This window comes from Dactylosporangium sp. NPDC051087 (assembly GCF_055586325.1).
In genome coordinates, this window is record NZ_JBVJIJ010000001.1 from 595,133 (window position 1) to 608,229 (window position 13,097).

Consider the following 13,097-nt stretch of genomic DNA (forward strand, 5'->3'; position numbering starts at 1 on the left):
CGAAGCACAGGACCCAGAACGCGTACGTTCAGCTACCGACCGTAGCCATGCGGCGGGTCGTGAACAGCGCCACCCAGCCGAACGTCAGGCCGAGACCCACCGTCACCAGCGTGGTCATACTCCCGGTCGGGAGCAGCCCCGACACCCGCGTGGCGGCGAAGCCGAGACTCACGTAGAGCCCGCCCCACAGGGCCGAGCCGAGCGCCGCGGAGCGCAGGAACCGCAGGTACGGCATCCGCAGCCCGCCGGCCGCGAGCGGCACGAGCGTGTTCAGGAACGGCAGGAACGGCGCCGTGACCAGGATCCGGGTGCCGCCGGTGCGGACCACGTGGTCGGCCTTCGCCCAGCGCGCCTCGCCGATCCAGCGGCCGAACCGGCCCTCGCGCAGCCGCTGCCCGAACGTCCAGCCGACGACGAAACTCAGTGACCAACCGGCGAGGCAGCCTGCGATGATCCAGCCGAGGCTGCTCAGCGGGTCGGCCGCGCCGGCCGTGGTGAGGATGGCGACATCGGCCGGGATGAGGATGCCGAGCAGCGGGATGGAGTCGAGCAGCATGACGAGCCCGAGCGCCAGCCCCAGCAGTGCGGCGGGCAGGCTGTACATCGGTTCGAGCCACTCGGTCATGTGGATGACGCTATGGCCGAGCGCATAAGAGACACATCAGGGAGCGACCCCGAGTCGACCCCGAGTGGATTCCGGGTGCTGCTAGGGGCACGCGGCGTCTCGTACGCCGGCGACGCGCTGAGCATGGTCGCGCTGATGCTGCACGTGGCCGGCTCGACCGGGCAGGCCCTCGCGGTCGCCGCCCTGCTGCTCGCCGGCGACTTCGTGCCGTCGCTGGTCGCGCCCTTCGCCGGGGCGCTCGCCGACCGCTTCGACCGGCGCCGCCTGATGATCGGCTGCGAGCTGCTCCAGGCGCTGACGGTCGCCCTCATCGCGCTGCTGCTGCCGTCACTGTGGCTGCTGCTGGCGTTCGTCGCCGTGCGGGCCGTCGCCGGGCAGGTCTTCCAGCCGGCGTCGCGGGCCGCCGTGCCGTCCCTGGTCCCCGGGCCGCGCCTGGCCGCCGCCAACGCCCGCCTCGGGCTGGTCACCAACATCGCCGAGCTGGGCGGCCCGCTGCTGGCCGCGGCGCTGCTGCCGTGGCTCGGCACCCGCGGCGTCCTGGCGGTCGACGCGGCGTCGTTCCTGGTCTCCGCCGCGCTGCTGACCCGGCTGCCGCAGCTCGCCCGGGTCGCCACAGAGGGCTCGCTCTGGCAGGGCGCCGGGACCGGCCTGCGGTATCTGGCCCGGCACCGGAGCGTGCGGGTGATCGCGCTCGGCTTCTGCGGGGTCGTCCTGTGCACCGGCGTCGACGACGTCGCCCTGGTCGTCCTCGCCACGGAGCACCTGCACACGGGCGACTCGGTGGCCGCCCTCCTGCTCGGCGCCGTCGGTCTCGGTCTCACCGCCGGCTACGCGCTGCTGGCTGGGCTGCTGGCAAGGCTCGGCGACCGGGCGCGGATGGCGGTGCTGTTCGTCGCTGGCCTCGCCGTCAGCGCCGCCGGCAACCTGCTCACCGGGGCGCTCGCCCAGGTCGCGTGGGCGGCCGGGGTGGTCTTCGCGATGCAGGCCGGGCGCGGCCTGGGCATCGCCGCGATCGACGTGGGCAGCAACACGCTGCTGCAGCGGCTCGTCCCGGACGAGCTGCTCGGGCGGGTGTTCGCCAACCTGTACGGCGCCGTCGGCGCGGCCGCCGCGCTGTCCTACCTGGGTGGCGGCCTGCTGCTGGACGCCACCGACGCGCCCACCACGCTGATCGTGGCCGGCGCCGGCGGGGTGCTCGCCGCTCTTCTGTGTGGCGCCGCACTCGCCCGGCGCGTCGATTGAGGACATCGACGGGGTTTTTGCTAGCGTCCCCGCTAGCAAACGGCTAGCAGGAGTGTGGGTTGGAAGCGACAGACAACGCGGTGACGATGCCGCCACAGCGCGCCAGGTTCGAGCGCGTGCAGCTCAACACCCGGGTCAGGGTCGAGATCGAGCAGACCCTGCAGCGCTTCGTCGAAGACCACAACACCACGGTGCAGAGCTCCGTGGACCTCGCGCTGGCCGAGTTCCTCGCGGCACGGGGCTACCCGCTGCCCGCAACGGATGACAGGAGAAGCCGGTGAGCACCCGGCCGGGAATCGTTGAACTCGACGCGGACCTGCAGAAGACCGTCCGCCGCACCTCATACATGCGCCAGCTGTTCTACTTCGTCGTGCTGCTGGTCGCCCTCGCCGGGCAGGTCTCCGGCGCGGTCGAGGCGCTCGGCATCCCGCTGCTGTGGGCTGTCCCCGCCGTCGGCGCGCTGGAGCTGGGCGGCATCGTGGTCCTCGCCAACGCCGACGTCCGGCGGCGGCTCGGCGAGCGCGCGACGGCCTCGCGGGTACTGTCCGCGGCCATTGCCGGCTTCGCGGTCGCGTTCAACTGGATGGCGCACGAGAACAAGCTGCTCGCCGGCTTCTTCGCCGGCATGTCGGCGCTGGGCTACCTGGTGTGGCTGATGCACACCGAGAACCAGCGCCGCGACCGGCTGCGGGCCACCGGCGACCTGCCGCCGACCACCCCGGCGTATGAGGTGGTCGGCCACTGGATCCGCCACCCGTGGCTGACCCTGCGCGCGAAGAACCTGGCCAAGGCCGACGACCGGCTCGGCCTCTACACCTCCATCGCCGCGGCCCGCGCCGAGAAGCGCAAGGAGGTGCGCACGAAGGCGATCGCCAAGGTGCTGCACCGCAAGATCCGCGCCGCGGTCGACCCGACGACGGCCGACATCGCCGTCGCCGTCTACGACCTCGACGAGATCGCCGTGCGGCTCGCCGACGGCGCCGACTACGACGGCCTCACCGCGCTCATCGCCGCCGACCTGTCCCCGGCCCGCCTGGCGTCCGACGCCCGGGTCATCTCGGTCGTCGACGAGCCCGCGCCCCGCCCGGTGATCGCGGAGCCGGCCCTGCCGTCGCCGGAGGAGCAGCTGACCCTGCCCGAGGTGCCGCAGGTGGCGGAGGTGCAGGAGGTGCCCGAGACGGTGCCGGAGCCGCCGGCCCGGACCGTCTCACCGCTCGGCGAGCTGCGGGGCGAGATCGGCGAGCTCCTGCCCACTCCCGCGCCGCGCCGGGCCCGTGGCCAGTCGAAGGTCGTCACGGCGGAGCAGGTGGCGCCGGACCTGGGCGACGAGCCCACGCTCACGCCGAGCCGGGCCATCCGTGAGGGCTCCCTGCGCAGCCAGGTCCACGCCGCGCTCCACGAGCACGTCCCGGACAACGACCCCCGCGACACCATGACCCTGACGTCCTTCGTCGGTGACCTGCTCGACCTCAACGACGTCGAGCGCCTGACCGCTTCCAATTACGTCCGGACCTGGAAACGCGAGGTCGACGCCGGCCGCCGGTCCTCGGTCAACGGCCGTCACCTGCAGGACGTGATTCCAGCCAAGCGGTGACGCGCTGTTTCCAGCTCCCCGGCCCCGGCGGCCGCGGTTCCGTGGGGGGTTCCCACCCCACACCTCCCATGCGCCACTCCGTGACGCACTCAAGCTCAACACACCCCCTCGCCTGTCGATCAGAACGGTGACAGGCGGGGGGCCGGTATGGCGCGGATTCTGGTCGTGGACGACGAGCAGGACGTCCTTGAGCTGATCGTCAGGCGGTTGCGCGGCGACGGGCACGAGGTCCTCTCCGCCGGCAGCGGCACCGAGGCGCTCGACGCGGTCGCCCTGCACGGGCTGCCCGAGGCCGCGATCCTCGACGTGGACCTGCCCGGCATGGACGGCATCGAGCTGCTGCACCTGCTGCGCGAGCAGCGCGCCGACCTGCCCGCCATGTTCCTCACCGTGCTGTGGGACGGCGAGGTCGTCGCACGCGTGCGCGACACCGGGGCCCTGTACATCCGCAAACCCTTCACCATCGAGAGCCTCAGAACGGCGCTCGACATGGTGCTGGTGCCCGGATGATGGCCTCGCTCGGGCGGACCGTCGCCTGGTCCGCGCTCTGCCTCCTCGCCACCTTCGCGGGGCGGATGACCATCATCGACGGGACCAGCCTCAGCCTGGTGTGGCCGGCCGCGGGCGTCACCGTCATGTGGTTCTCGATGCAGCGGCGGGCCCGGCTGCGCTGGCTTGACCCGCTGATGCTCGGGATCATCACCGTCACCGTGAACCTGGTGACCGACGCGCCGCTCACGCTCGCCCTGTGGTTCTTCGTGGCCAACCTGGTGCAGGTGGGCGTGTTCCTGCGGGTGCACGCCCGGCTCAGCCCCGGGCTGTGGGGCGCCGGCGGTGCGGCGCCGCTGTCGCGCTCCGCCGACCTGTGGCGGCTGCTGGTCGCCACCGCACTGGGCACCGCCGCCGGCGCCGCGATCGGGCCGACCGCGATCTGGCTGGTCACCGGCCGTTTCTCCTGGCTGGACGCGGCCGTCTGGTTCACCCGCAACGGCGTCAGCATCCTGCTGATCGTGGCCGTCGGGCTGCGGGTCGGGCACCACTGGCGCAGCGGCATCCACCTGCGCCGGGTCGCGCCGCTGCGCCTCGCCGAATATGCCGCGCTCATCGTGTGCTCGATCAGCGCGTACGTCGTCGGCTTCGCCCTGAACCACGGCCTGCCGCTGGCGTTTCCGCTGCTCGCCGTCACGGTGTGGGCGGGGCTGCGGCTGCACACCACCTTCGTCGTCCTGCACGACCTGGGTCTCGGCACGCTCGCCGTGCTGTTCACGCTCAACGGTGACGGCCCGTTCGCCTCGATCGCGTCGCACCAGACGCGGGCACTGATCGCGCAGGCGTTCGTCGGCATGGTCGCCATCGTCGGGCTGTCCATCGCCCTCGGCCGCGACGAGCGCAACGAGCTGCTGCACCGGCTCACCGACACCGGCCGGGCCGCGGCCGCGCAGGCCCAGCTGCTGACCACCATCGTCGACTCGATGCGGGAAGGCCTCGCCGTGGTCCGGGCGGACGGCAGCTGGGCGATGCGCAACCCCGCCGCCCTGGCCCTGCTCGGCGGGGTGACCAGCGGCACCGGCGCGGTCGCGGATCCGGACCACTACGGCCTCTTCCGCCCCGACGGCACCCCGCTGCCGCAGGAGGAGATGGCGCACACCCGGGCCCTCGCCGGCGAGGACGTGCCCAGCATGGAGCTGCTGGTGCGCAACTGCGGCGTCCCCGACGGCAGGATCCTGAGCGTCAGCGCGCGCCGGCTGGAGGGCGACGACGGCGTCGTGGTCGTCTTCCACGACGTCACGGCCGAACGGCGGCAGCGCGACGAGCTCACGTCCTTCGCCGGCGTGGTCGCCCACGACCTGCTCAACCCGCTGACCACGATCGACGGCTGGGCGGAGAACCTCGACGAGGGGCTGCGTGCCATGCCCGACACGGCCGCGCAGCGCGACGCCGTCGACAGCCTCAGCCGGATCGTGCGGGCCTCCGGCCGCATGCGGCACCTGATCAACGACCTTCTCGCGTACACCACCAGCCGCAACGCCATGATCGCGCCGGTCGACGTGCGGCTGCGGGACCTCATCAGGGACGTGACCACGGCCCGCGCCGACCTGGCGGCGACGGGCGCCACCCCGGCGCCGGTGTTCACCCTCGGCCGCCTGCACGACGTGCACGCCGACCCGGTGCTGCTCCGCCAGCTCGTCGACAACCTGATCAACAACGCGGTGAAGTACACCGCCGCGGGTGTCGTGCCGAGCATCGCGATCAGCTCGGAGCGGATCGTGGGCGACCTGGTCCGGGTCGACATCACCGACAACGGCATCGGGATCCCGGCCGGGCAGCACGAGGCGATCTTCAACAACTTCCACCGGGCGCACCGCTCCGCCGGGTACGCCGGCACCGGCCTCGGCCTGGCGATCTGCAAACGGATCGTGGAGCGGCACGGCGGCGCGATCGTGGCGGTGGACAACCCCGCCGGGGGCACCAGGTTCGCCTTCACGCTGCCGAAGGCGATGCGCAGTGTCGTAGACCACCCTGTTAAAGCGAACGTTCGTTCTTGACGCGACCGCGCCCGGGCCGCATGCTCGTGGTAAGCGAATGAACGTTCTTTTTTTAAGGGAGACCTCCGATGGCACCCACCGCAACCCGGTCGGCCTGGCCCCGCGTCGGCGCGATCGTGCTCCTGCTCACCGCGCTGCTCAGCCTGATCATGATCGCGTTCGCCTGGCCCGCGACCCGGTCCAGCGTCCACGACATCCCGATCGCCGTCGCCGGCCCGCCCGCCGCCACCGCGCAGGTCGCCCAGCAGCTGCAGGCCAAGCGCCCCGGCACCTTCGACGTGACCGTCGTGGACGGCACCGCGGCCGCCGAGCGGCTCATCCTCGACCGCGACGTCTACGGCGCCATCGACGTTTCCAGCGGCCGGCCGCAACTGATCATCGCCACGGCCGCCGGCCCCGCCGTCGCCCAGGCCCTCCAGCAGGTTGCCCAGGCGCTGGGCGGCGCCGAGCCGGCCGTGCCGGTCCGCGACCTGGTGCCGCTGCCCGCCGACGACCAGCGCGGCGCCGGCCTGGCCGCGGGCGCGCTGCCGCTCGTGCTCGGCGGGATCGCCGCCGCGGGCATCCTCACCACGCTCGTGATCGGCGTCGCGCGCCGCATCGCCGGGGCGCTGGCCTTCTCCGTCACCGGCGCGCTCGCCCTCACCGCGATCCTGCAGTTCTGGCTCGGCTCGATCGAGGGCTCCTACTGGCTCAACAGCGGCGCGGTCGCGCTCGGCATCGCCGCGACCGCCCTGACCATCCTCGGCCTGGAGTCGCTGCTCGGCGCCGCCGGCCTAGGCCTCGGCGCGGCGACCATGATGCTGCTGGGAAACCCGCTGTCGGGGTTGAACAGTGCCCCGGAGATGCTCCCGTCCGGCTGGGGCACGCTCGGCCAGTACCTCCCGCCGGGGGCGGCCGGCTCGCTGCTGCGCAGCACGGCCTTCTTCGACGGACACGCCGCCGCGCCGCACGTCTGGGTGCTGGCCGGCTGGGCGGCCCTCGGCCTGGCCCTCGCCGCCCTGGCGGCGGTGCGCACCGCTCGCCGCCCCGCCGCGGCGGAGCCGGCAGCTGAGCTGGTCACCGTCTGACACCTGCTCATCCGCCACCTCGCGATCAGCGCTTCCCGTCGGCCCTCCCAGCCGGCGGGAAGCTCGCTCCGCGCCTCCTCCAGTGGCCGCTCGCGGCGCTTTTTCCGGCGCGGGTGTCGTTCTGCGGGTGCTCTTCCTGTTAGCCGCAAGGTCGGTCGGCGCTTCGCCTGGCACCGTTCAAGGTATGACGATCCGCTGCGTCATCGTCGACGACTCGGAGCGCTTCCGGGCAGGTGCCAGGCGTTTGCTGACCGCGCAGGGCATCTCGGTCGTCGCGGACGCGGCTGACAGCCAGGAGGCGCTACGGGTCATCCATGCGTCCAACCCGGACGTCGTCCTGGTGGACGTCGGCCTCGGTGAGGAGAGCGGTTTCGATCTCGCGGCGCGGATCGAGACCGCTCCCGTCATCATGGTGTCGGCGTTCGCCGCCGAGGAGGTCGCGGACCTGATCGCCGACAGCAGGGCGATCGGCTTCCTGCCGAAGGAGCACCTGTCGGCGTCCGCGATCACGTGCCTGATGACGCGGATTCGAGGAACGTGAGGACGGCCAGGACCCGCCGGTGCGTCTCGTCGGTCTCGGGCAGGTCGAGCTTCGTCAGGATCGACCTGACGTGCTTCTCGACCGTGCCTTCGGTGACCCACAGTTGCTTGGCCACACCCGCGTTGGACCTGCCCTCCGCCATCAGGGCGAGGACCTCCCGCTCGCGCGGGCTCAGCACGTCGAGCGGATCCCGCCGCCGGTGCGCCGCGACGAGCTCCTGCACCACCGCCGGGTCGACCACCGTCCCGCCGTCCTGCACCCGCTGCAGCGTCTCCAGGAACTCCTCGACGTCGGTGATCCGGGTCTTGAGCAGATAGCCGATCCGCTCGCCGCTGGCCAGCAGCTCGATCGCGTGCTCCACCTCGACGAACGCCGACAGCACGAGGATCGCCACCGACGGGAACCTGGCCCTGATCTCCCTCGCCGCGGCCAGGCCCTCGTTGGTGTGGGTCGGCGGCATGCGGATGTCGACGACCGCCAGGTCGGGCTTGACCTCCTCGACCAGCCGCAACAGGTGTGTCCCGTCGTCGGCGATGCCGGCCACGGAATACCCGTGACGGTCCAGCAGGCTGGCGAGGCCCTCCCGCAGCAGTACGTCATCATCGGCGATCACCACAGATGTCATCAAATCCAACATATCCCCGCTTCAGGGGGTAGGACACCCTCATGCATGGGGGGTTGACGCTCCGGCTCGGGGTGACCTGTGCGCTCTTCACGCTTCTGATCAGCACGGCGTTCGCGGCGATCCTGCTGTCGGTCTACCAGCTGCGGTCCGCCGTGCTCACGGTCACCAGGGCCGAGCGCGCGGTGTCGGCGGCGACCACCCTCGAACGGCTCCTGCTGGACGTGGAGGCGGGCCGGCGCGGCTTCGCGCTCACCCGCGACCCGGCGCTGCTGGTGCCCTGGAAAGCGGCGCAGGAGCAGGTCCCCGAACAGCAGGAGGAGCTGGCCTCGGCGGTGGCCGGCGACCGGGCGCAGGCGGAACGGGTCGCCGCGCTCAACGTCGAGGTCACGGCCTACCTCGACGACTACGCCGACCCGTCCATCGCCATGGAGGAGGGCGCCGTGCCGAAGAACATCAACGCCGCCTCGATCCTCGACGGGCAGCGGAAGATCTCCGGGCTGCGCGCGCAGTTCGACGACTTCGCCAACGAGCAGCGGCACATCGTGGATCGCGGCCGGCACGAGGCGATGCTCGCCGGCCAGCGTGCCCTCGTCGCCGGGATCGCCGGCTTCGTCACGTCGCTGCTGGCCGTCGCCATTTTGACCCGCTCCCTCGCCGTGATGGTGGTCCGGCCGCTGCATCGGCTGGTGTCCGCCGCCGCCGAGGTCGCCCGCGGCGATCTGAGCGTCCGCGTCGTCCCTGACGCGCCGGTGGAGATCGGCAGCATGCAGCGCACGTTCAACTCGATGGTCGGCGCCCTGCAACGCAGCCGCGCCACGCTCAGCGCGGTCGCCGCCGAGCAGGCGGCGCTGCGCCGGGTGGCGACCGTCGCCGCCAAGGGCAAGCCGGCCGAGTCGGTGTTCGGCGCCGTCACGGAGGAGGCCGGCAAGCTCTTCGGCGCCGACGCCACCGCCCTGCTGCGCTTCGAGCCCGACGGCGGCGCCACCGTCGTGGCCAGCTGGTGCGAGGACGCCGCGCACCGCATCGCGCTGGGCCGGGTCAAGCTGCAGCACGAAGGGGTCAGCAGCCGGGTCCTGCGCTCCGGCAAGCCGGTCCGGCTGGAGGGCCCGCAGAGCGCGGGCTTCCTGGCCCGGGAGTTCGGCGACGTCTCGATCCGCTCCGCGATCGGCGCGCCCATCCTCGTCGCCGGCCGCACCTGGGGGGTGCTGAAGGCCCTGTCGACCTGCGCCCGGCCGCTGCTGCAGCACGACGCCGCCCGGGCCGCCGAGTTCACCGACCTGGTCGCCAGCGCGATCGCCAACTCGCAGGCCCGCGCCGACCTGACCGCGTCACGGGCCAGGGTCGTCGCCGCGACCGACGAGAGCCGCCGCCGGATCGAACGCGACCTGCACGACGGCACCCAGCAGCGGCTGATCGCGCTGCTGCTGCAGCTGCGGGAGACCGAGACCCAGGTCGAGGGCGGGCTGCGGCCGCGGCTGCGGGGGATCGGCACCGACCTCTCCGAGGCCATCGAAGAGCTGCGCGAGCTCGCCCGCGGCATCCACCCCTCGATCCTGTCCGAGGGCGGCCTGGTGCCCGCCATCAAGTCGCTCGGCCGCAGGTCGCCGGTACCGGTGGAGGTCCGCCTCAACCTGCCCGCCCGCCTCGACACGAAGATCGAGATCGGGGCCTACTACGTCGTCGCCGAGGCGCTCACGAACGCGATCCGGCACGCCAACGCGACGCTGATCTGCGTCCGCGCCTCGATCGTCGACGGGTTTCTCGATCTCTCCATCGAGGACGACGGTGTCGGCGGCGCCGATCCGCACACCGGCACCGGACTGATCGGCCTCGGCGACCGGGTCGCCGCCCTCGGCGGCACGATGCACATCGCCAGCCGGCACGGCCGGGGCACCACGCTGGAGGTCAAGATTCCGCTGGTGAACGCACTCGATGAGGGTGATGCCGGTTGAGAACCCGGTGGCAGCCAGCCGGTATGTCCGGGTCGGGAAACCCGCAGGGCCAGACGGATGCTGGCCCAGATGCTCCGCCCCCTCACCCGAGCGACGGTGGACAGGACACCCCCGGACCTCTGTGAGAGGTGAGCCACCATGACGACCTGCCTGGTCGACCCGGTCCTGTGCATGGCCCTGTTCGTCTCCGACACCCCCAACCACGCCGATCTGGACGACGCCACGGTCCGCGTCACCGTCGACAAGACCCTTGACCAGCTCGGCCCGGACGAGTGCTACGCCCGCGCCGCCGAGGTCTTCGGCGACCGCCCCGAGGTGGCGCTGGACCGCATCCAGTGGGCGCGCACACTGTGCTCCCGCGCCCTGGCCTCCGTCTAGCCTGCCAGTACCAGCACCAGTACCAGCACCTGCTCCGAGCCGGTGGCCGGTCGAGGCGAACTGTCGCCACCCCCGACGCCGCCGTGTTCGTGATCGCCGCCACCGGATGCGACCGGGGGTCTCAGTTCCCGGCTGGCGGCTGACCCTGCTGCCCGCCCTGGGCCGGCGCCTGGCCGGTGATCGTGGTCGCGGTCGCGGTGTCGCCGCTGAGCGTGCCGACGACGGTCACCGTGTCGCCGACCTGCACGTCGGCGATCGCGCCGCCGCTCACCGTCGTCGAGGACGTGACCGCGAACGTGGTGGCGTGGCCGTCGGCGCTCTTCGCGGTGATCGACGAGGCGCTGACCGCCGTCACGGTCCCCGTCTGCAGGCGCCGCGTGACGTAGCCGCCGTTGTTGTCGGAGGCCACGAAGTCGCCGTACATCAGCCCGGAGAGGCCGGAAGCGCCGCGGCCCATGCGCCCGCCGGCACCGCCCATGTCCCCGGGAGCCCCCTGACCGCCGCCACCCTGACCGCCCTGGGCGCCCTGCGCACCCTGGACGCCGGTCTGCTGGCTGGTGGACGCGCCGCCGTCACTGGACGCGCGGATGACGGCGAACCCGCCGCCACCGATCACCAGCGCCGCGACCACCCCCACGACGGCGGTCCTGAAGCGTGACGACTTGGCCTGCGGCGCCGGCGTGGTGGTCGGGGCGAGCGGCTCGGGGGAGGCGTGGCTCGGCTCGGTCAGGTGCGGCACGGGGGTGCCGTTGACCGGGGCGGCCTCAGGGGCGGCCCAGCCAGGGGTGGTCTGATCGGTGCTGCTCATGCTGTCGCTCCCGAGGTCGGTCGGCCCGGTGGGCCGTTGGGAGCAACTCTCGCGGCCGTCCCTGCGAGCAACGTCCGCCGAACTTGGCAGCGAGCTGTGAAAAGCGGACAGGCCACCCGTGGCGGCGGGTGGCCTGTCCAAGAAAGCCGGCAGGGTCAGAAGTTGCCCGCCGAGTTGCACTTGTACCCCTGGTCGAGGCAGTCCCGGACGCGCCGGGCCAGCTCCTCGGGCTCCCACGCGTTGAAGAAGTCCGCGTGCATCGAGTAGCCGTTGCCGGAGGAGAGCGTGATCCCGGTCGTGTTGGTGTTCAGCGGGTACGCGATGACGAACGACACCGACGGGATCGGCACCGGGTGCGACTTCGGGCAGGCGCCGGTGTAGTCGCCGTTGGCCATGTGGTCCTTGTGGTTCGGGCTGTCCAGGTGCACGCCGTCCCAGCAGTCGGGGAACGTGATCTGCCGGACCAGCTCGGCCGTCGGGGCGCAGACCGGGTACTCGCCGTCCGGGGTGCGGCCGGTCGAGCCGCCGATGCCCGCGCACCAGAAGTGGTTGCCCTGCTTGTCGGGCGTGTCCGTCTGGGTCTTCGCGTCGCCGGCGATCATCCGCAGACCGAGCGGGAACGGCTGGGTCTTGCTCGGGTCCTTCAGCCGCGACCCGTAGTAGATGGTGACGGCGCCCTTCGGGTCGACGACCTTGCCGTTCTGGTACAGGGTGGGAATCCAGTAGGCGGAGTGGTCACCGGTCGGGTTGCAGGTCGTGTTGCCCGCCAGGAGGCTCTCGGTGGTCGAGGCGGCGTCGGTGGTCTTGTTGCCGAAGAACGTGTGGTTGTGCGCGGCGCCGGTCAGGCCGGGGAAGACGATCGGGTCGTCGTTGTTGTGGTGGCTCACCGTGCACTGCGCGTTGAACTCGGGGACCTTCACCGGGTTGTTGGTGACCGGCTTCGGCTTGCGGGCGAAGAACGCGGCGGTGTCCGCGGCCTGCTTCGCCGCGTCGACGGTCGGCCAGCCGGTCTGCGGCGGCGGAGGCGCGCTCGTCGGAGCCTTGGTCCCGGTGGCGGAGGCGGTGGGCGAGCCGGGGACGGTGGCCGTCGGCGTCCGCTTGAACTGCAGCCAGTTGACGTTGATGAAGTCGCCGCCCTGGTCGCTCTTGAGCACGAGGAAGACGGTCTGCCTGCCGGTCAGCGCCGTCGGGCTGACGACGGTCTTCGTGGTCCACGTCTGCCAGCCGCCGGTGTAGTTCACCGGGTAGCTGGCCAGGAGCTCACCTGTCTGCGTGCCGGCCCGCAGCTCGACCGTGCCACCCGCGCGGCTGGCCGCGGCGACGCGGACGCCGGCGGTCAGGGAGCCGGGGCCGCCGAGGTCGACGTTGTCGTAGCGCATCCAGTCGCCGTTGGCGAGCCATCCGACGTTCTTGCCGCCGCCGGTGTCGCCGGTGTTCTCGGTCCTGGCGCCGTTCTGCGCGCTCCAGGCCTCGGCCTGGATCAGGCCGTCCGTGTCGGTCTGCTCGGCGCCCGCGGTGGTGGTGACGATGACGGTCGTGGCGACCGCGCCGACGACCGGCACGGCGAGAAGTGCGAGAAGGGTGCGTCGTCTGGTCTGCCGCTGGGTCGGCATGAGCCCTCCGGTCCAAGGTCGGTTGGGACAAGCAACGCGACCGTAGACACCCGGAGAGCGCTCTCTCAAGCTGTCTCGAGAGATCTAAGTCGAACGTAAACGTGGC

At 72.2% G+C, this 13,097-nt stretch carries 13 protein-coding genes; 9 read left to right on the top strand and 4 right to left on the bottom strand.

From position 1 onward, the window contains the following. Positions 1 to 28: 28 nt before the first annotated feature. Complete coding sequence (locus ACZ6TV_RS02765) at positions 29 to 625, bottom strand: DedA family protein (RefSeq protein WP_465294593.1); 597 nt, start codon at positions 623 to 625, stop codon at positions 29 to 31. Between the two features lie 75 nt (positions 626 to 700). On the opposite strand from ACZ6TV_RS02765, the gene ACZ6TV_RS02770 reads away from it, so the two are divergent. The 7 genes from ACZ6TV_RS02770 (at position 701) to ACZ6TV_RS02800 (ending at position 7,615) form a co-directional block, all read left to right on the top strand. Further along, the gene (locus ACZ6TV_RS02770) at positions 701 to 1,867 is read left to right on the top strand and encodes an MFS transporter (RefSeq protein WP_465294595.1); all 1,167 of its coding nucleotides are present in this window, start codon (positions 701 to 703) and stop codon (positions 1,865 to 1,867) included. A gap of 59 nt (positions 1,868 to 1,926) precedes the next feature. Continuing rightward, complete coding sequence (locus ACZ6TV_RS02775) at positions 1,927 to 2,148, top strand: hypothetical protein (protein ID WP_465294597.1); 222 nt, start codon at positions 1,927 to 1,929, stop codon at positions 2,146 to 2,148. Beyond that, positions 2,145 to 3,461, top strand: coding sequence for a hypothetical protein (locus ACZ6TV_RS02780; protein WP_465294599.1), 1,317 nt, complete (start codon positions 2,145 to 2,147; stop codon positions 3,459 to 3,461). The genes ACZ6TV_RS02775 and ACZ6TV_RS02780 overlap by 4 nt, the downstream gene beginning before the upstream one ends. Positions 3,462 to 3,608: 147 nt before the next feature. Next, on the top strand, positions 3,609 to 3,971 hold the full coding sequence (locus ACZ6TV_RS02785) for a response regulator (protein ID WP_465294601.1): 363 nt from the start codon (positions 3,609 to 3,611) through the stop codon (positions 3,969 to 3,971). Continuing rightward, positions 3,968 to 6,007 (top strand): ATP-binding protein, encoded by a 2,040-nt coding sequence (locus ACZ6TV_RS02790; protein ID WP_465294603.1) that lies wholly within the window; start codon positions 3,968 to 3,970, stop codon positions 6,005 to 6,007. Before ACZ6TV_RS02785 ends, ACZ6TV_RS02790 begins: the two co-directional genes overlap by 4 nt. 68 nt (positions 6,008 to 6,075) lie before the next feature. Beyond that, a complete protein-coding gene (locus ACZ6TV_RS02795; RefSeq protein ID WP_465294605.1) occupies positions 6,076 to 7,074 on the top strand; it encodes a hypothetical protein in 999 nt (332 codons plus the stop codon). A gap of 184 nt (positions 7,075 to 7,258) precedes the next feature. Beyond that, on the top strand, positions 7,259 to 7,615 hold the full coding sequence (locus ACZ6TV_RS02800; protein WP_465294607.1) for a response regulator: 357 nt from the start codon (positions 7,259 to 7,261) through the stop codon (positions 7,613 to 7,615). On the opposite strand, the gene ACZ6TV_RS02805 is transcribed toward ACZ6TV_RS02800, so the two are convergent. Beyond that, positions 7,581 to 8,240: a response regulator gene (locus ACZ6TV_RS02805; protein WP_465294609.1), complete on the bottom strand. Its 660-nt coding sequence runs from the start codon at positions 8,238 to 8,240 to the stop codon at positions 7,581 to 7,583. The two genes, ACZ6TV_RS02800 and ACZ6TV_RS02805, sit on opposite strands and share 35 nt — an antisense overlap. A gap of 41 nt (positions 8,241 to 8,281) precedes the next feature. Between ACZ6TV_RS02805 and ACZ6TV_RS02810 the strand changes: the two genes are divergently transcribed. Beyond that, on the top strand, positions 8,282 to 10,192 hold the full coding sequence (locus tag ACZ6TV_RS02810) for a CHASE3 domain-containing protein (protein ID WP_465294611.1): 1,911 nt from the start codon (positions 8,282 to 8,284) through the stop codon (positions 10,190 to 10,192). A gap of 138 nt (positions 10,193 to 10,330) precedes the next feature. Next, a complete protein-coding gene (locus ACZ6TV_RS02815; protein ID WP_465294613.1) occupies positions 10,331 to 10,570 on the top strand; it encodes a hypothetical protein in 240 nt (79 codons plus the stop codon). 121 nt (positions 10,571 to 10,691) lie between these two features. On the opposite strand, the gene ACZ6TV_RS02820 is transcribed toward ACZ6TV_RS02815, so the two are convergent. After that, a complete protein-coding gene (locus ACZ6TV_RS02820; protein WP_465294615.1) occupies positions 10,692 to 11,378 on the bottom strand; it encodes a hypothetical protein in 687 nt (228 codons plus the stop codon). A 155-nt stretch (positions 11,379 to 11,533) separates the two neighbouring features. After that, positions 11,534 to 12,991, bottom strand: a complete 1,458-nt coding sequence (locus ACZ6TV_RS02825; protein ID WP_465294617.1) for a DUF1996 domain-containing protein — start codon at positions 12,989 to 12,991, stop codon at positions 11,534 to 11,536. Between the last annotated feature and the right edge of the window lie 106 nt (positions 12,992 to 13,097).